Origin of the sequence: Microbacterium sp. 22215 (assembly GCF_052045655.1) — a bacterium.
In the GTDB taxonomy this organism is placed as follows: domain Bacteria; phylum Actinomycetota; class Actinomycetes; order Actinomycetales; family Microbacteriaceae; genus Microbacterium; species Microbacterium phyllosphaerae.
The window spans coordinates 403,409-421,586 of sequence record NZ_JBQEPC010000002.1; the positions used below are offsets into that span (position 1 = coordinate 403,409).

Consider the following 18,178-nt stretch of genomic DNA (forward strand, 5'->3'; position numbering starts at 1 on the left):
CAGCACAGAGCCCCCGACCGGAGTCGAGGGCTCTGTGTCACATCATCAGGCCGGAGGCTGCGTGGGATCCGTCGGCGGAACCTGCGGAGCAGCAGGAGGCGCTGCGGGCGGTGCCGGCGGAACCTGCGGAGCAGCAGGAGGCGCTGCCGGAGCTGCCGGCGGGACACCGGGTGCGCCCGGAGCGGACGGCGCGGCCGGAGGCGTGTAGCCGGGCTGGGCGGGCGGCGCGTATCCCGGCTGAGCCGGAGGTGTGTAGCCGGGCTGAGCCGGGGGCGCGTACCCCTGCGGCGCGGGCGTCGCGTACCCCTGCTGGGGGGCACCGTAGCCCTGCGGAGCGCCGTATCCCGGGCCTGCGGCCGGTCGCGGCTGCACGGGAATGCCCTGCCACACGGTCGTGTCGGCCAGGAATCCGTTCGCAGCCCACGGAGCCGGCGCGATGTTCGGGTTCCAGCGCGACTTGTCGAACGCGTTGATGCCGTACCAGACGATCGACAGCAGCACGTAGAGAACGACCCAGACGGCGTCCTTCTGCAGCTTGAGGCCGATGCGCCATGCGGCGAGAGCCAGCACGACGGCAAGCGCGATGCTGGTCAGGAAGTTGAGGTAGGGGATGAAGGAGAGGCCGATCCCGATGAGGACCACCCACGGCGAGACGTCTCCGAGCTTGGCGAAGACCATCATGTTGTACACGGGAACCCATGCGCGCCACTTGCCCTGCACGCCGGCCTTTTCGAAGATCTTCATCAGGAAGATCGACGCGATCACGTAGAACGCCGCTGCGAACAGCAGACCGATCAGGAGTGCAGCGAAGAAGCCTGCCAGGGCCGCCCCGCTGTCGTAATAGTCGTTGTACATGAATCCCTCCGGATCCGATGGAGCTGACGCCGTGCGCGCCGCGTCACCCACCATAGCGGGGCGGCAATATATGAGGCAACGACACACGCGGGAGTCCGCGCCTGTATGACGCTGGATCACTCGGCGACGACGAGCTCCAGGATTCCGGGTTCCGCCGCGACGCGAAGCACGAGACCACGCGAGTCGGCCCAGGTGCGCAGAGTGCGCACGGAACGCACGCGGGGGCGGTCCTCTGCGAGTGCGCGTACGAGCAGGCCTTTCGACTTCTTGTTGAAATGGTTGAGCGCCCGCCCGTGCTCGGTGACCACCCTGACGTACGCGGAGGTGACGGATGCAGGCACCGGCCCGAGTGCGACGTACGCCTCGCTGCGCAGATCGAGGACGAATGCCGGGTCTTCCCCCGCGATCGCCTCTGTGGTCGCATCCGCCCAATGACGGCGCAGCGCCGGCACGCCGGGAAGCGATGTTCCGGCTGCCAGGCGATAGGACGGGATGCCGTCGAGCGCACCGATCGGGCCGAAGGGTGCCGAATGGATCCATGCGTGCGAGCCGAGCCAGCGACGCGACGCCGACGACAGCGTCTGCGCGTCGAGCGCGTCGTAGAGCACCCCGGTGTACCGGTCCACAGCGGGCATCGTCGCCGCGGAGCGCAACATCCGATTGTGAGCGACGTCACCCGACTGCTTCGGACTCAGCTTCAGCACCTTGCGCGCGGCATCCTCGTCGGCAGCGAGATCGACGAGCGCGTCGATCACCGCATGACGTGCGCTGTGCAGTCCGGGAAGCGCCAAGGTGTTCACGTCGAGCGGCGCGCCGTCGCCGCCGGGTCGCTTGGTCTCTGACGGGGGAAGCAGGATCTTCATGGGACCTCGGGGATACAGACGCGTCCGCCCCNCCGAGGCGGACGCGATGAACTGAACTGATCAGGCGATGAGAGCCGCGTTGCCTGCCACGATCGTCAGGACGTCGCTCTCCATCGAGAGGAAGCCGTCCTGTGCGTTGGCGAGCACCTTGGTGCCATCCGTCTGCGTGATCCGGACCTCGCCCTGGGCGAGGATCGCCAGAACCGGCTCGTGGCCGGTCATGAAGCCGATCTCGCCCTCGACGGTCTTGGCGACCACGAGGCTCGCCTCTCCCGTCCAGACCTCCGCATCCGCGGAGACGAGGCTGACATGCAGTGCCATGGTCAGCCGTTCTCCTTCTGGATCTTCGCCCACTGCTCTTCGACGTCGGAGATGCCACCGACGTTGAAGAAGGCCTGCTCGGCGACGTGGTCGAAGTCACCGCGCGTGATCGCATCGAAGGACTCGATGGTCTCCTTGAGCGGGACGGTCGAACCCTCGACACCCGTGAACTTCTTGGCCATGTAGGTGTTCTGCGAGAGGAACTGCTGGATGCGACGTGCACGCGACACGACGATCTTGTCTTCCTCGGAGAGCTCGTCAACACCGAGGATGGCGATGATCTCCTGCAGTTCCTTGTTCTTCTGGAGGATCTGCTTGACCGTGGTGGCGACGCGGTAGTGGTCCTCGCCCAAGTAGCGGGGGTCCATGATGCGCGACGTCGAGGTCAGCGGGTCGATGGCCGGGTACAGACCCTTCGACGCGATCTCACGCGAGAGCTCCGTGGTGGCGTCGAGGTGGGCGAACGTCGTCGCCGGTGCCGGGTCGGTGTAGTCATCGGCAGGCACGTAGATCGCCTGCAGCGAGGTGATCGAGTGGCCACGGGTCGAGGTGATGCGCTCCTGGAGGAGACCCATCTCGTCGGCGAGGTTCGGCTGGTAACCCACGGCGGAGGGCATGCGGCCCAGCAGCGTGGAGACCTCGGAACCGGCCTGCGTGAAGCGGAAGATGTTGTCGATGAAGAGCAGCACGTCCTGCTTCTGCACGTCACGGAAGTACTCCGCCATCGTCAGAGCCGAGAGGGCGACGCGCAGACGCGTTCCCGGCGGCTCGTCCATCTGGCCGAACACGAGGGCCGTCTTGTCGAAGACACCCGCCTCTTCCATCTCGTGGATGAGGTCGTTGCCCTCACGGGTGCGCTCACCGACACCGGCGAACACCGACACACCACCGTGGTCCTGCGCGACGCGCTGGATCATCTCCTGGATGAGGACGGTCTTTCCGACACCGGCGCCACCGAACAGACCGATCTTTCCACCCAGCACGTACGGCGTCAGGAGGTCGATCGACTTGATGCCGGTCTCGAACATGGTGGTCTTCGACTCGAGCTGGTCGAAGTTCGGAGCCTTGCGGTGGATCGGCCAGCGCTCGGTGACTTCGATCGTCTCGCCGGGCTCGAGGTTCAGGACCTCGCCGATCACGTTGAAGACCTTGCCCTTGGTGACGTCGCCGACGGGGACCGAGATGGCCTCACCGGAGTCGCGCACCTCCTGGCCGCGGACGATGCCGTCGGTCGGCTTCAGGGCGATGGCGCGAACGAGGTCGTCGCCGAGGTGCTGAGCGACCTCGAGCGTGATCTCGACGGACTCGTCGCCGATCGTGATCGTGGTCTTCAGTGCGTTGTAGATGTCGGGGATCGAGTCGTGCGGGAACTCGATGTCGACAACCGGACCGTTGACGCGTGCGACGCGCCCGACGACCGCGGTCGCCGGCTGGTCAGCCGTGGCGGTGGTGGTCATTTTCGTCTCTTTCCTGATGGTCTATTTGCTCGACGAGAGTGCGTCGGCGCCGCCGACGATCTCCGCGATCTGCTGCGTGATCTCCGCCTGACGCGCGTTGTTGCGCAGACGGGTGTAGTCGGTGATGAGCTTGTCGGCGTTGTCGCTGGCCGACTTCATCGCCTTCTGCGTCGCAGCCTGCTTGGCAGCAGACGACTGCAGGAGAGCGTTGAAGACGCGGCTCTGGATGTACACCGGCAGGATCGCGTCGAGGACTGTCTCGGCATCCGGCTCGAACTCGTACAGCGGGTAGACGGCGCTTCCCGCATCAGAGTCATCGGCTTCCGCGATCTCCAGCGGAAGCAGACGCACGGATTCCGGCGACTGCGTCATCATGCTGACGAAGCGGTTGTACACGAGGTGGATCTCGTCGACGCCGCCCTCGTCCGCACCGCGCGAGAAGTCCTCGAGCAGCGTGGCCGAGATCTCCTCCGCCGTGTGGAACGACGGGGTGTCGGTGTCGCCGGTCCACTCCGCGGCCGCCGCGATGCGACGGAACTGGAAGTAACCGACGGCCTTGCGACCGACGAGGTAGAACACCGGCTCCTTGCCCTGACTGCGCAGGAGCTCCGCCACCTCGAGACCCTCTCGGAGGATCTGCGAGTTGAAGGCTCCGGCGAGGCCCCGATCCGACGAGAAGATCACGACCGCGGAGCGGCGGATCGTCTCGGGCTCGCGGGTGAGCGGGTGGTCGACGTTCGAGTGCGTCGCGACGGCGGACACGGCCCTCGTCACGGCACGCGCGAAGGGACTGGACGCTTTGACGCGTCCCATCGCCTTCTGAATGCGCGAAGCCGCGATGAGTTCCATCGCCTTCGTGATCTTCTTGGTCGTCTGAGCAGAAGAGATCTTCTGCTTGTAGACCCTGAGTTGAGCGCCCATGAAATCAGTTCCTCACGCGATTACGCGCGACGACCCTTGACGATCTTCTCCTGGTTGACGTCGTCGGCCTCGGCCGCACCGTGCTCCTCGTGACCGGGAGCGCCGATGGCCTGCCCCTTGCCACCCTGGAACTCCAGGAGGAAAGCGTCGGTGTGCTTCTCGAGCTCAGCCACCGTGTCGTCATCGAGGACATTGGTCTCACGCAGGGTGTCGAGCACCTTGGTGTTGCGACGGAGGTAGTCCAGGAGCTCACGCTCGAAGCGGAGGACATCCGCGACCTCGATCGTGTCGAGCTTTCCCTTGGTTCCGGCCCAGATCGAGACGACCTGCTCCTCGACGGGGTACGGCGAGTACTGCGGCTGCTTGAGCAGCTCGGTCAGACGCGCACCACGCGAGAGCTGACGACGCGACGCCTGGTCGAGGTCGGACGCGAACATCGCGAAGGCCTCGAGCGAGCGGTACTGCGCGAGCTCGAGCTTCAAGGTTCCGGAGACCTTCTTGATCGACTTCACCTGAGCGTCACCACCGACTCGCGACACCGAGATACCCACGTCGACCGCCGGACGCTGGTTGGCGTTGAAGAGGTCGGACTGCAGGAAGATCTGGCCGTCGGTGATCGAGATCACGTTGGTCGGGATGTACGCCGAGACGTCGTTGGCCTTGGTCTCGATGATCGGGAGACCGGTCATCGAGCCTGCGCCGAGCTCGTCGGACAGCTTCGCGCAACGCTCCAGCAGACGGGAGTGCAGGTAGAAGACGTCACCCGGGTATGCCTCGCGGCCCGGCGGACGACGCAGGAGCAGCGACACGGCACGGTAGGCCTCGGCCTGCTTCGACAGGTCGTCGAAGATGATCAGGACGTGCTTGCCGCCGTACATCCAGTGCTGGCCGATGGCCGAACCGGTGTACGGGGCGAGGTACTTGAAGCCGGCGGGGTCGGATGCCGGAGCTGCCACGATCGTGGTGTACTCCAGGGCGCCGGCCTCTTCGAGCGCGCCCTTCACCGAGGCGATGGTCGAGCCCTTCTGGCCGATGGCGACGTAGATGCAGCGCACCTGCTTGTTGACGTCGCCCGACTCCCAGTTGTCCTTCTGGTTGATGATCGTGTCGATCGCGATCGCGGTCTTGCCGGTCTGGCGGTCGCCGATGATCAGCTGACGCTGGCCGCGGCCGACGGGGATCATGGCGTCGATGGCCTTGATGCCGGTCTGCATCGGCTCGTGCACCGACTTGCGCTGCATGACGCCGGGCGCCTGCAGCTCGAGCTCACGCGAGCCCTCGGTGGCGATCGAGCCGAGGCCGTCGATCGGGTTTCCGAGCGGGTCGACGACGCGACCCAGGTAGCCGTCGCCCACGGGCACGGAGAGGACCTCACCCGTGCGGGTGACTTCCTGGCCTGCTTCGACACCGGTGAAGTCGCCGAGGACGACCACACCGATCTGGTCCTGGTCGAGGCTCAGCGCGAGGCCCTTGGTGCCGTTCGCGAAGGCCACGAGCTCGTTGGCCATGACGCCGGGCAGGCCCTCGACGTGCGCGATTCCATCCGCTGCATCGATGACGGTGCCGACCTCGGTCGCCGCTGCCCCGGTGGGCTCGTAGGCGGCGGCGAAGTCCTTCAGCGCGTCACGGATGACGTCGGGGCTGATCGATAGTTCTGCCATTGTCTTCCCTTTGTATCTGGGTGCGCGGTTCCCCGCGCGAAGTCGTGTTAGCCCGCGAGCTTCTGGCGAAGGTCGGCGAGTCGAGCGGAGATGCTGCCGTCGATGACGTCATCGGCGATCTGCACGCGCAGGCCTCCGACGACGGCGGGGTCGAAGACCTCGTTGAGGGATACGTTGCCGTCGTAACGGTGCGAGAGAGCGGCGCTCAGGCGCGTGCGCTGTGCGTCGGTCAGCGGCTTCGCGGTGTGCACCGTCGCCACCACCCGATCGCCCTGGTCCGCGACGATTCGCGTCGCACGCGACAGCATCTGCCGGATACGACGCTCACGCGGCTGGCGGACCAGCGATGAGACGATCAGCGCGGCGGCGTCGCTGACGCCCCCGGCCAGAAGCCTCTCGACGAGTGCACCCTTGGCGTCCTCTCCCCCGAGGCGGGTTCCGAGCGCGAGCTCGAGATCCGCGTTCGCGGCGATGACCCGGGAGAAGCCGAACAGCTCTCCCCCGATGTCGGCCTGGGGAGTGGAGATCGCCGCAGCACGGATGGCCAGCTCCTCGATGCCGTCGACGAGCTGCGACGAGGAGGACCAGCGCTGGGCCACGACGGTCTTCAGGATGTTCTGCACGTCCTGAGAGAATCCGGCGAAGACCGCCGACACGACGTTCTGTCGCGCCTCGGCCGGAGCCGAGGGGTCGGTGAGCGCGCCGCTCAGCTGAGACGACTCCGCCACGGTCCTGGCAGCTGCGAACAGCTCCCTGGCCGAGTCGAGAGTGACGTCCTTCGCTGCGGCAAGCGCCTGAGTGGATGCCGCGAGTGCCTGAGTGGTCGCGCTGCCCATTACTGAGCCGCCTTCTCGGATGCCTCGAGGTCGGCGAGGAAGCGGTCCACGACCGCCGTCGCGCGAGCATCGTCAGAGAGCGTCTCGCCGACCACGCCACCGGCGAGGTCGATCGCGAGCGAGCCCACCTCGCTGCGCAGCGAGACGAGAGCAGCCTGACGCTCGGCCTCGATCTGCGTGTGCGCGGTCGCGGTGATGCGAGCGGCCTCGGTCGATGCGCTGTCCTTGGCCTCGGCGACGATCTTCTTGCCGTCCTCGCGGGCGGCCTCACGGATCTCACCGGCCTCGGTGCGTGCCTCGGCGAGCTGCCGGGTGTACTCCTCGAGAGCGGCCTCAGCCTGCTTCTGCGCCTCGTCGGCCTTGGCGATGTTGCCCTCGATCGCGGCGGACCGCTTGTCGAGCATCGCCGTGAACTTCGGAAGGGCGACCTTCCACACGACGACGAGGATGACGAGGAACCACAGACCCGACCAGATGATGTCGTACCACGCAGGGATCAGCGGGTTGTGCGCTTCACCCTCTGCTGCGAGGTTCGTGACAAGAGCGTTCAGCATCCTGTCTCCTTCAGAAGTCGGTAGAGATTACGGGAAGGGGATGAATCCGACGGCGATGCCGACGAATGCAAGCGCCTCGGTGAAGGCGATACCGATCCACATGAGGACCTGGAGGCGGCCGGCCAGCTCGGGCTGACGAGCAACACCCTCGATGGTCTTGCCGACGACGATGCCCACACCGATGGCCGGGCCGATTGCTGCGAGGCCGTAGCCGACCGAAGCGAGGTGACCGTTGATGTCTGCGAGAACCGTAGTAGCGTCCACGGGTTTTTCCTTTCGTTGGGTGGGACGGCAGTTGCCGACCCGCTCAGTGCTCTTCTGCGACCGCGAGCTGGATGTAGACCGCGGTGAGGACGGTGAAGACGTATGCCTGGAGAACGGCGACCAGAATCTCGAAGAGAGTGAAGGCACCGCCGAAGGCGAGGGTTCCGACACCGAGAGCGGCCCAGCCGCCACCTGCGGTGAAGAAGAAGAACTGGGTGGCTGCGAAGCACAGCACCAGCAGCATGTGGCCGACGACCATGTTCATCAGGAGTCGGAGCATCAGCGTGACCGGACGGATGATGAACGTCGAGAGGAACTCGATCGGCGTCACGATGATGTAGACCGGCCACGGCACGCCCGCCGGGAACAGCGCGTTCTTGAAGAAGCCGACGGGGCTCTTCTTGATACCCGCGTAGATGAACGTGATGTAGCTCACGAGTGCGAGCGTCAGCGGCACGGCCGCGATGCTCGTTCCGGCGATGTTCAGGAACGGGATGATTCCCGTGATGTTCATGAACAGCACCATGAAGAAGATCGTGGTGAGGATCGGCAGGAATCGGTTGCCGTCCTTGCGTCCGAGCAGATCGTGCGCGATGTTGGAGCGGACGAAGTCCAGCCCCATCTCGACGACGCTCTGGAATCGACCGGGGACGATCTTCATCCGGCGGGTTCCGAGAACCAGGATCAGCACGACCGCGACGACGGCGAGGAACTGAACCAGGTGGATCCGGTGGACGGGAATACCCGCCACGTTGAAGAGGATCTCCGGGAAGAATTCGTCGATCGAAGGTCCGTGGAACTCGCCGTCAGAGGCGAGTTTGGGCATCAGGGTCGCAGCAAGATTGAACAGCGCGGGCTCCAGCTTCGGGGCACCGGTCAGAACCGGGGCGACGATGGTCGGTGTGCTTCAAGCGCAAGCGCTCGCGGGCGAGCGGCGGGCACTTGTCAACACTATCAGAATAAGAGGGTTACCTAAGACCGCGGGGCGGCGTCGGCCGGCCCGTCCTGGTCGCCGGGCTCCGGCACGATGTGATGACGACCGGGGGCACGATCCTCCGGCACGACCGTGGGCAGCTGCACGCCGGGAGCGCGATCGTCAGGCGCTTCGGTGGGCAGGGACGCGTCGCTCACGTTCGGCAGCCGCATCCGCGTGATGACGATCACATCGATGACCAGGGTCGCCACGACGCCCGTCACGATCGAGAGGAAGAACACCATCGGGTGTATCCACGGCTGACCGCTCAGCACGATCATGATCACGACGAAGAGGCCGAGCTTGAGCAGCCAACCGCCCAGCACGATCGCGAAGAACAGCTGCACGTACAGCGGGTCGCCGAACCATCGGTTGGCGATGAGGATGCTGAGTGCGGTGATCCCGAGGAACAGCATCGCGAGCACGACGCCGAGCAGGCCGCTCACGAGCCCCTCTCCCCCGCCGACGAGGAGACCGATCAGGCCCGCGACGATCGCGAGCACGACCATCGAGAGGGCTGACCAGAGCAGCGTCTTCCGCAGGATCGGATTGCTGGAAACAGGGCTCGGGCTCACGGGGACTCCACGGGTGTCGGGTCGGATGCAGACGCCGCGGACTTCCGTCGGCGAGTGGGGCTGAGGGTGATGATGAGGCAGGCCACGATGCCGACGACACCGAAGACGACGCCCGGGACGTACTGACCCGGCCAGTCCTCGCGGGCTCCCACGTACATCAGGAGGACGGCGAGCGAGATGACGGCGGTCCAGGCGTAGAAGATCAGCACCGCGTCACGATCGCGGTGTCCGAGGTCGAGCATGCGGTGGTGCAGGTGCTTGCGGTCGGGCGAGAACGGCGACTTGCCGGCGTTCATGCGGCGCAGCACCGCGAGCCCGAAGTCGAGGAGCGGCAGGAGCACGACGAGCAGCGGAAGCAGGATCGGGATGAACGCGCCGAGGAGCTGGGAGCGACCCAGGCGCTCCGGGTCGAGGGCCGAGGGCTCGAGCTGTCCTGTCACGGCGATCGCCGACGTCGCCATGAGAAGGCCGAGCACCAGAGCACCCGAATCGCCCATGAAGAGCTTCGCCGGACTCCAGTTGAACGGCAGGAATCCGAGGCAGGCGCCGATCAACACGGCCGCGAGGAACGATGCGAGGTTGAAGTAGCTCGAGGCGCCGGTGTCGCGCGTCAGGATGTAGGAGTAGGCGAAGAAGACGCCGTTCGCGATCAGGCAGACACCCGCGACGAGGCCGTCGAGGCCGTCGATGAAGTTGACCGCGTTCATCACGATGACGATCGCGAACATCGTGATGGTGATGCTCAACCAGCTCGAGAACACGATCAGGTCGCCGAACGGCAGCGACAGGATCTGCAGACCCCCGCCCACCGTGATGATCGCTGCGGCGAGGAATTGAGCTCCGAGCTTGATCATCCAGTCGAGATCCCAGAGATCGTCGACGACACCGATGATCGCGATCAACAGCGATGCGGCGAGGATCGACCACATCGTCTGCGGGGGCATCCACATCGTGGCGAAGAACGGATTCGCGGCCGAGACGCCGATCGCCGCGGCGATGCCGAGGAAGATCGCGACGCCCCCGAGGCGGGGGGTCGGCGTCGTGTGCACGTCCCGCTCACGGATCCCCGGGTACAGCTTGAAACGCAGACTCAGTCTCCAGACCGCCCAGGTCAGTGCGAAGGTGATCGCGGCGGTGAGGATGATCGTGAAGAGGTACTGCTTCACGAATCCCCGTCAGCTTCCGTCGGCTGTTCGGCGGGCTCGAGCAGGTCGCCGAGCACCTCCTCCAGCCGCTCACGACTCACCGCTCCCGCACGGAGGATTCGCACGCCGCCGGTCGTCGGCTCCGCGCCACGCGGGACGAGAGAGGTCGCGTCGACGATCGTCGACGCGATGCCGTCACGGCTGAGGCCGTCGGCGAGGTAGACGGCGACGCTGTCGCCCAGCATCCGCTCGGCATCCGAGGCGGAGATCGCCGCATCGCGACCCGTGAGGTTCGCGCTCGACACGGCGAGCGGCCCCGTCTCCGCCAGCAGCTCGAGAGCGACGCGCCCCTCGGGCATCCGCACGGCCACCGTGCCCTGGGTGTCGCCCAGATCCCAGACGAGAGACGGCTGTGCGGGGAGGACGACGGTCAGTCCGCCGGGCCAGAAGGCGTCGACGAGCCTCTGCACGGGCTCGGGGACCGACTCGGCGAGGGCGTGCAGGGTCTCCTTCGTGCCGACGAGGACGGGCGGCGGCTGATCGCGGCCACGCCCTTTCGCATCGAGGAGGCGCTGCACCGCGGCGGGCGAGAATGCGTCGGCGGCGACACCGTAGACCGTGTCGGTGGGCATCACGATGAGTTCGCCGCGGGCGATGGCCTGGCGGGCGTGACGCATACCGGCGAGGAGCTGGGCCTCGTCGCCGCAATCGAAGATGGAGGACATGACGATCCGATTCTACGTGGGGATGCCTGAGCGGCGCGTGTCCGCCCTCACGGACGCAGCGCGGTCGTCGCCCGATCACGCAGCGTCAGGTCGCGATGGGTGGACGCCGCACGCCATCCGTCCTGCGTGAGGATGCTGCGGATCTCCTCGCCCTGGAGCTCACCGTGCTCGATGACCAGAAGACCTCCCGGGTGCAGCAGCTCGAGAGCCCGAACACTGAGGACGCGCACGATGTCGAGACCGTCCTCTCCCCCGTACAGCGCCATCGACGGGTCGAACAGGCGCACTTCGGGGTCACGGGGGATCGCCGCATCCGGAACGTAGGGAGGGTTGGAGATGACGACGGATGCCGTGCCGTCGAGCTCACCGAACGCATGGGCGAGGTCCTCGTTGACGAGCGTGAGGTTGGCGATGCCCTGCGTGTTCCGCACGGCCCACGGGTACGCATCCGGCGAGAGCTCGGTGGCGAAGATCTTCGAATGAGGGACTTCCGTGGCCATGGCGAGGGCGATCGCCCCGCTGCCCGTGCCGAGGTCGATGCCGATCGGCTCCGGATGCGCCGAGCCGAGCAGGGCATCGATCGCATACTGCACGACGGTCTCGGTCTCGGGCCGGGGGACGAAGACGCCCGGGCCGACCGCGAGTTCCAGGTGGCGGAAGGGCGCGGTCCCGGTGATGTGCTGCAGCGGCTCCCTGGCGGAGCGGCGCGTGACGAGCGCATCGAGGGCCGCGGCCGATTCCTCGGCGATCGCGTCGCCCCTGATCACGGCCGCCTGCACCTCGCCTCGCCGCGAGCCGAGGACGTGACCCGCGAGGAGCTCCGCATCGACGACAGGATCCGAGACGCCGGCCTCCGCGAGTCGCCGAGCGGCGGCATGCACAGCGGATGCGAGGGAGATGTCAGGCATGACCACCAGCGTAGGGCGCTGGCAGGTGTCATATTGCCCGACCCCCCGGGGCGCTCGCCTAGGCTGGAGCCGCAGTCACCCCGCACAGGAAGGCTCTCCCCATGCCCGGTATCCACTCCGACATCACCACCGCTTTCGGCAACACCCCTCTGGTTCGTCTGAACCGGGTCACCGAGGGCCTCGGCGCGACGGTGCTCGCCAAGCTCGAGTTCTACAACCCGGCGTCGAGCGTCAAGGACCGGCTCGGCATCGCGATCGTCGACGCCGCAGAGGCGTCCGGCGAGCTGAAGCCGGGGGGAACGATCGTCGAGGCGACGAGCGGCAACACCGGTATCGCCCTGGCGATGGTCGGCGCAGCGCGCGGCTACAACGTGATCCTCACGATGCCCGCGTCGATGTCGAAGGAGCGGCGCATGCTCCTCAAGGCGTTCGGCGCCGAGCTCGTCCTCACCGACCCCACCAAGGGCATGACGCACGCGGTCGCCGAGGCGGAGGCCATCGCCGCCCGGACGCCGGGTGCCGTGCTGGCGAAGCAGTTCGCCAACGAGGCGAACCCCGCGATCCACCGCCGGACCACGGCCGAGGAGATCCTCCGGGACACGGAGGGCGCCGTCGACTACCTCGTCGCCGGCATCGGCACCGGAGGCACCATCACCGGGGTCGGCCAGGTGCTGAAGGAGCGCGTGCCCGGCGTGCAGATCGTCGCCGTCGAGCCCAAGGACTCGCCCATCCTCACCGAGGGCCACCCCGGACCACACAAGATCCAGGGCATCGGACCGAACTTCGTGCCGCCCATCCTCGACCGGGACATCCTCGACGAGGTCATCGACGTCACGTTCGACGATGCCATCGAGGTCGCCCGCGAGACAGCGCGCAGAGAGGGCATCCTCGTCGGCATGTCGAGCGGTGCCGCCATCTGGGCAGCCCTGCAGGTCGCGAAGCGCCCGGAGGCCGCAGGCAAGACCATCGTCGTCATCATCCCCTCGTTCGGCGAGCGTTACCTCTCGACCGCCCTGTACGAGCACCTGCGCGAATCCTGATCCGTCCGATGGGCATGATCGGCCGAATGCGCGAGGACATCGCAGCAGCCCGACTTCGCGACCCCGCGGCCCGCAGCGCGGCAGAGGTCGCGCTCCTGTACCCCGGGCTGCATGCGATCTGGGCGCATCGCGTCTCGCATGCGCTCTGGCGTCGGCGGCTTCGACTGCTGGCGCGCGGCACATCTCAGGTCTCGCGCTGGCTCACGGGCATCGAGATCCATCCCGGCGCGCAGATCGGACGGAGATTCTTCATCGATCACGGCATGGGGGTCGTCATCGGCGAGACCGCCGAGGTCGGCGACGATGTGATGCTGTATCACGGCGTGACGCTCGGCGGCCGCACCAGGGACTCGGGTAAACGGCACCCCACGCTCGGCGACGGCGTCGCCGTGGGTGCAGGAGCGAAGATCCTCGGACCGATCACGATCGGCGAGGGATCGGTGGTCGGCGCGAACGCGGTGGTCACGCGCGACGCTCCCGCCGACAGCATCCTGGTCGGCATCCCGGCGAAGGCACGGGCACGCATCCTCGGCGAAGACACCAAGGCGATGCTCACCGCACCCGACTACTCGATCTGAGACTCTCCGGCGACCGCCGGGCGCCTCAACGGCCGCGCGCCTTGTCGACCTTCTTGCGCAGGAAGATCAGTGGCAGCAGCACGCTTCCCAGCGCCGTGACCAGCCAGACGATCACCGCGCCGAGCAGCCAGCCCGCGAGGTCGACGATGCGCAGACCGCCGATCGGCAGCAGCACGACGACCACCAGCGCGATGAGCGTGGACACGATCCCGATGCCTCCCATCAGCACCGGCGCGTAGCGATCGGCGATCTTGCTGACCCACGGGGCGAGGATGCTCTGCACGATCGCGAAGATCAGGATGCAGATGACGAAACCCCACCACTTGTCCCACTGGATCTGGAATCCGTCGAGCACGAGGTCCGCGACGATGAGGCCGAGCCCGGCGGACACGACGTACAGAAGCGCACGGAAGAGGAACGTGATCACGCGCTGAGCATATCGCTCCGGCACCGAGCCGCGGGGAACCGGCGCATCCGGGTCCCCGCGGCGGATGCGGTCACGCGGCGACGAAGAAGGGGATCGCTCCGGACAGGATGCCGATCCCGAGCATCACGAGCGACACGATCGTGGCACGCCAGAGCACCTTCCTGTGGTGATCGCCGAGGTTCACGCCCGCGAGGGAGACGAGAAGCAGGATCGCCGGCACCAGCGGACTCTGCAGATGCACGGGCTGCCCGATGATCGAGGCCCGCGCCATCTCGACGGGGTCGATGCCGAACGTCGCGGCGCTCTGCGAGAGGACCGGCAGGATGCCGAAGTAGAACGCGTCATTCGACATGAAGAACGTGAACGGGATCGACAGCACACCCGTGATCGGTGCGAGGAACGGGCCGAGCGCCGGGGGCAGGACGTCGGTGATCCACGTCGCCATCGCATCGACCATGCCGGTCCCCGACAGGACTCCGACCAGCACTCCCGCGGCGATCACCATCGACACCACGCCGACGATGCTCGGCGCATGCGCCACGATCTCGGACGCCTGATCCTTGATCCCCCGGAAGTTGACCAGAAGGGCGACGGCGGCACCGACCATGAAGACGTAGGGCAGCGGCATGATGTCGAGGACGAGGAGGACCATCACGGCGAGCGTGAGAGCGAGGTTGAACCAGATCAGCGTCGGACGCAGCGTGGGGCGAGCCGGGTCGAGCATGGTGTCGGCCATCGCGGTGTCCGCCGGGTCGACGCTCGCGGCAGCCACCGGTCCCCGTCCGCCGGCGACGACGACGATGTTGCCGGTGCGCAGCGCGGCGCGTGCTCCGGGCTTCGCGTCGGATCCGCGGAAGATCTTCGGCACGGTCGACAGCGCACCGCCCCCGGACCCGGCGAGGAGCCCCTCCGAGTCGAGGCGACCGAGCCTGCGCCGCTCCCCCAGCCCGAGCATCCACGCGAAGCCGAGCGTGACGACGATGCCGACACCGAGTGCCGGGAGCATCGGGACGAAGATGTCCGTCGGCTGGAGCCCGAGGGCCGTCGCCGCGCGCACAGTGGGGCCGCCCCACGGCACGATGTTCAACGTGCCGTTCATGAGACCCGCGACGCAGGTGAGCACCACGGGGCTCATGCCGAGCCGCAGGTAGATCGGCAGCATGGCCGACGTCGTGATGATGAACGTGGTGGAGCCGTCGCCGTCGAGGGAGACCGCGCCGGCGAGGATCGCGGTGCCGAGTACGACCTTCGCGGGGTCGTCACCGAGCACTCGGGTGATCACGCGGATGAGCGGATCGAACAGCCCCACGTCGATCATGATCCCGAAGAACATGATCGCGAACATCAGCAGAGCGGCCGTCGGGGCCATCGTCGCGATCGAGTCCAGGATCATGTCGCCGAGACCGAGACCGGCACCTGCGAACAGACCGAACGCGGTCGGGACGAGGATCAGCGCGACCATCGGGGTCAGACGCTTGGTCATGATGAGCGTCATGAAGGCGAGCACCATCGTGAATCCGAGGAGGACGAGCACCCACTCCGGCGGTACGAACGCCACGTCATACGTGGGCGCCTCTTCTGCGGCCGCGGGCAGGCCGGTGAGCAGGTCGGGCATACGGTGACTCCTTCGTCGTCGCTCCGTCATCTGTGACGGATCCTGACGAGACTAGGCAATCCGCTCGGCACTGGCGCGTTAAGACGCATTCCCTGTCGTTGTGCGCGTAGCGTGGGTTCTGCGCATATTGCGCGAAGGGAGCGCCCGTGGCGATGACGACGAAGAACCGGCCGCGATTCGCGACCCGCGCGCTGCTCCTGCACCTCGCCACAGTCGCACTCGTGGTCGGCCTGTGCACAGGCATCTACCTGGCACTCGCCGTCCAACAGCTGCGCGCGGAGGCCGAGTCCACCGCTCTCGGCATCGCGAGGACGCTGGCTGAGGACCCGCAGGTCCGCGCCGAGGTCGCACGCATCTCCTCTGCCGCTGTCAGACCGGATGCCGAGTCGCTCAGAGTCGGCGATCTCCAGCGCACCGCGACGGACGTCGCCGAACGCACCGGCGCGCTCTTCGTCGTGATCGCGGATGACGAGGGCATCCGTCTCGCCCACCCCACGCCCTCGCGTATCGGCGAAGAGGTGAGCACCCCGTTCGAGGAAGTGCTCGCGGGCAACGAGGTGGTCGACTGGCAGACCGGAACTCTCGGCGAGTCCGCCCGTGCGAAGGTGCCGGTGCGCGACCAGAGCGGCACCCCCGTCGGCGAGGTCAGCGTGGGGTTCGAGCGGACGGGCGTCTTCGACGACCTGCCCCCGCTGCTCGCCGTGATCGGCGTCACCGCCGTGGGGGCACTGACCCTCGCTGTCCTCACCTTCCTCCTTCTGCGCCGCCGCTGGGAGCGCCTCACGCTCGGCGTGCAGCCTGAAGAGCTCGTCGCGCTCGTGCAGAACCAGACCGCCGTCCTCAACGGCGTGGACGACGGAGTGCTCGCCGTCGACACCGCGGGCATCGTGCGAGTGAGCAACGACGCCGCCGATCGGTTGCTGGGACTCACCGCGCCGATCGGTCGCCCCCTCACCGGCCTCGGGCTCCCCCCGACCGCGCTCGAGACCGTGACCGGCGACCGTGAGCGATCGACTGCCGTCGTGGACGAGCGCGTGCTGTACCTCGAGTCGAGGCCTGTCGTGCGCGACGGACGCTCTCTCGGCGACGTGCTGATCATCCGCGACCGCACCGACCTGATCGCCCTCACCGAGAGGCTCGACACGGTACGCACGATGACCGCAGCGCTGCGTGTGCAGCGACACGAATTCGCCAATCGCATGCACGTCGCCGCAGGGCTCATCGATGCGGAGCGGGTCTCGGACGCGCGGGCTTTCCTCGGCGAGCTCGTCGAGCGGGGGTCCGTGGCGTTCCCCGTCGCCGGCCTCGGCCTCCTCCGCGACCCCTTCCTGACCTCGTTCCTCGGCGCGAAGGGGGTCGAGGCGGGCGAGCGCGGCGTCTCCCTCCGCATCGCGGACGACAGCCAGCTGTTGGGCAGCGTGGCGGAACCGGAAGACGTCGCCGCCGTGCTGGGCAATCTCGTGGACAACGCCGTGACCGCCGCCGTCGCCGGGGAGCGCACGCCTCGCTGGGTCGAGGTCGCCGTACTGGGCGACGGAGACGCGCTCGTGCTCACGGTGGCGGACTCGGGCGCGGGGCTCGGGAGCGTCGATCCGATGTCGCCGAAGCCCTCAGACGAGGTCGGCTCGGACCGCATCCACGGCCATGGCCTCGGTCTCCCGCTCGCGCGCGAGATCGCACGGCGCAGGAACGGCGACCTCTGGATCATCGACCCCGGCGGCACGGAGTGCGGCGCCGTATTCGCCGCGCGCCTCGGCGGCGCCGTCACAGACATCACGACAACTCACGAGGAGCACCCATGACCGATCCCCTCCGCGTTCTCATCCTCGACGACGACTTCCGAGTCGGAGAGCTGCATCGCGCCATCATCGACGAGCACCCCGGCTTCATCGCGCTGGAACCCGTGCGCTCGATCGCCGAGGCACGGGAAGCCATCCGCACCGCGCACCCGGATCTGCTGTTGGCCGATGTCTTCCTGCCCGACGGCGACGGCATCGCCCTCGTGCAGGACGCCAGCGTCGATGCGGTCCTCATCTCCGCCGCGGACGACGCCCCGACCGTGCGGAGGGCATTGAGGTCAGGAGCTCTCGGCTACTTGCTGAAGCCCTTCGAGCGCCGGGCGCTGACCGGCCTCCTCGATCGGTACTCGCGGTACCGGAACATCCTCGCCGGCGACCGCCCCGTGCGCCAGGACGACACGGATCGCGCTCTGGCGATCCTGCACGGTTCCGGAGAGCCGGTCTCCGTCTCACGATCGGCGACCGAGCAGCTGGTGTTGGCCGCGCTCGGCGACGGCGAGGCATCGGCGGCCGAAGTCGGAGAGCGCGTAGGGATCTCTCGGGCCACCGCACAGCGTCACCTCGCCTCGCTCGCGGCGCGGACGGTCGTCGAAGTGCGACTCCGCTACGGAGCCACCGGACGTCCGGAGCACCGCTACGCCGCCCGCACCTGATCGGAGGC

20 protein-coding genes are annotated in these 18,178 nt (G+C 67.4%); 4 read left to right on the plus strand and 16 right to left on the minus strand.

Going from position 1 to position 18,178, the window contains the following annotated elements; genetic code table 11:
* Window positions 1–45: 45 nt before the first annotated feature.
* The 14 genes from ACTJKH_RS05220 to prmC all read right to left on the minus strand — a co-directional run bounded on the left by ACTJKH_RS05220 (window position 46) and on the right by prmC (window position 12,058).
* Window positions 46–855, minus strand: a complete 810-nt coding sequence (locus ACTJKH_RS05220; RefSeq protein ID WP_440736019.1) for a large exoprotein — start codon at window positions 853–855, stop codon at window positions 46–48.
* A 116-nt stretch (window positions 856–971) separates the two neighbouring features.
* The gene (locus ACTJKH_RS05225; protein WP_440736020.1) at window positions 972–1,718 is read right to left on the minus strand and encodes a YaaA family protein; all 747 of its coding nucleotides are present in this window, start codon (window positions 1,716–1,718) and stop codon (window positions 972–974) included.
* Between the two features lie 60 nt (window positions 1,719–1,778).
* Window positions 1,779–2,039 carry a F0F1 ATP synthase subunit epsilon gene (locus tag ACTJKH_RS05230; RefSeq protein ID WP_056308253.1) on the minus strand — a complete coding sequence of 87 codons (261 nt, stop codon included), beginning with the start codon at window positions 2,037–2,039 and terminating at the stop codon, window positions 1,779–1,781.
* A 2-nt stretch (window positions 2,040–2,041) separates the two neighbouring features.
* Window positions 2,042–3,496, minus strand: a complete 1,455-nt coding sequence (gene atpD / locus ACTJKH_RS05235) for a F0F1 ATP synthase subunit beta (RefSeq protein WP_045255375.1) — start codon at window positions 3,494–3,496, stop codon at window positions 2,042–2,044.
* Window positions 3,497–3,517: 21 nt separating this feature from the next.
* Window positions 3,518–4,417, minus strand: coding sequence for a F0F1 ATP synthase subunit gamma (locus ACTJKH_RS05240; RefSeq protein WP_210097657.1), 900 nt, complete (start codon window positions 4,415–4,417; stop codon window positions 3,518–3,520).
* Window positions 4,418–4,437: 20 nt separating this feature from the next.
* Window positions 4,438–6,078: a F0F1 ATP synthase subunit alpha gene (atpA, locus tag ACTJKH_RS05245; protein ID WP_045255377.1), complete on the minus strand. Its 1,641-nt coding sequence runs from the start codon at window positions 6,076–6,078 to the stop codon at window positions 4,438–4,440.
* A gap of 47 nt (window positions 6,079–6,125) precedes the next feature.
* Window positions 6,126–6,914, minus strand: coding sequence for a F0F1 ATP synthase subunit delta (locus ACTJKH_RS05250; RefSeq protein ID WP_440736021.1), 789 nt, complete (start codon window positions 6,912–6,914; stop codon window positions 6,126–6,128).
* Complete coding sequence (locus ACTJKH_RS05255; RefSeq protein ID WP_210097655.1) at window positions 6,914–7,468, minus strand: F0F1 ATP synthase subunit B; 555 nt, start codon at window positions 7,466–7,468, stop codon at window positions 6,914–6,916. The genes ACTJKH_RS05250 and ACTJKH_RS05255 overlap by 1 nt, the downstream gene beginning before the upstream one ends.
* Before the next feature lie 27 nt (window positions 7,469–7,495).
* On the minus strand, window positions 7,496–7,732 hold the full coding sequence (gene atpE / locus ACTJKH_RS05260; protein WP_042541851.1) for an ATP synthase F0 subunit C: 237 nt from the start codon (window positions 7,730–7,732) through the stop codon (window positions 7,496–7,498).
* Between the two features lie 43 nt (window positions 7,733–7,775).
* Window positions 7,776–8,558 carry a F0F1 ATP synthase subunit A gene (atpB, locus tag ACTJKH_RS05265; protein ID WP_210097654.1) on the minus strand — a complete coding sequence of 261 codons (783 nt, stop codon included), beginning with the start codon at window positions 8,556–8,558 and terminating at the stop codon, window positions 7,776–7,778.
* 146 nt (window positions 8,559–8,704) lie between these two features.
* The gene (locus tag ACTJKH_RS05270; RefSeq protein ID WP_259159573.1) at window positions 8,705–9,280 is read right to left on the minus strand and encodes a hypothetical protein; all 576 of its coding nucleotides are present in this window, start codon (window positions 9,278–9,280) and stop codon (window positions 8,705–8,707) included.
* A complete protein-coding gene (locus ACTJKH_RS05275; protein ID WP_210097653.1) occupies window positions 9,277–10,446 on the minus strand; it encodes an MraY family glycosyltransferase in 1,170 nt (389 codons plus the stop codon). Before ACTJKH_RS05275 ends, ACTJKH_RS05270 begins: the two co-directional genes overlap by 4 nt.
* Entirely contained in the window at window positions 10,443–11,150 is a 708-nt protein-coding gene (locus ACTJKH_RS05280; protein WP_210097652.1) for an L-threonylcarbamoyladenylate synthase, read from the minus strand. Before ACTJKH_RS05280 ends, ACTJKH_RS05275 begins: the two co-directional genes overlap by 4 nt.
* Window positions 11,151–11,197: 47 nt before the next feature.
* Complete coding sequence (gene prmC, locus ACTJKH_RS05285; RefSeq protein ID WP_440736022.1) at window positions 11,198–12,058, minus strand: peptide chain release factor N(5)-glutamine methyltransferase; 861 nt, start codon at window positions 12,056–12,058, stop codon at window positions 11,198–11,200.
* A gap of 101 nt (window positions 12,059–12,159) precedes the next feature.
* Between prmC and cysK the strand changes: the two genes are divergently transcribed.
* The gene (gene cysK, locus ACTJKH_RS05290) at window positions 12,160–13,098 is read left to right on the plus strand and encodes a cysteine synthase A (protein WP_210097650.1); all 939 of its coding nucleotides are present in this window, start codon (window positions 12,160–12,162) and stop codon (window positions 13,096–13,098) included.
* 8 nt (window positions 13,099–13,106) lie between these two features.
* Window positions 13,107–13,676, plus strand: a complete 570-nt coding sequence (gene epsC / locus ACTJKH_RS05295) for a serine O-acetyltransferase EpsC (protein ID WP_210097649.1) — start codon at window positions 13,107–13,109, stop codon at window positions 13,674–13,676.
* A 25-nt stretch (window positions 13,677–13,701) separates the two neighbouring features.
* On the opposite strand, the gene ACTJKH_RS05300 is transcribed toward epsC, so the two are convergent.
* Window positions 13,702–14,103: a phage holin family protein gene (locus ACTJKH_RS05300; protein ID WP_259159580.1), complete on the minus strand. Its 402-nt coding sequence runs from the start codon at window positions 14,101–14,103 to the stop codon at window positions 13,702–13,704.
* Between the two features lie 70 nt (window positions 14,104–14,173).
* Window positions 14,174–15,718, minus strand: coding sequence for a CitMHS family transporter (locus ACTJKH_RS05305; protein WP_440736023.1), 1,545 nt, complete (start codon window positions 15,716–15,718; stop codon window positions 14,174–14,176).
* Between the two features lie 152 nt (window positions 15,719–15,870).
* Between ACTJKH_RS05305 and ACTJKH_RS05310 the strand changes: the two genes are divergently transcribed.
* Window positions 15,871–17,520, plus strand: coding sequence for a sensor histidine kinase (locus ACTJKH_RS05310; RefSeq protein WP_440736149.1), 1,650 nt, complete (start codon window positions 15,871–15,873; stop codon window positions 17,518–17,520).
* Window positions 17,517–18,170 (plus strand): response regulator, encoded by a 654-nt coding sequence (locus ACTJKH_RS05315; protein WP_440736024.1) that lies wholly within the window; start codon window positions 17,517–17,519, stop codon window positions 18,168–18,170. The genes ACTJKH_RS05310 and ACTJKH_RS05315 overlap by 4 nt, the downstream gene beginning before the upstream one ends.
* Window positions 18,171–18,178 lie beyond the last annotated feature (8 nt).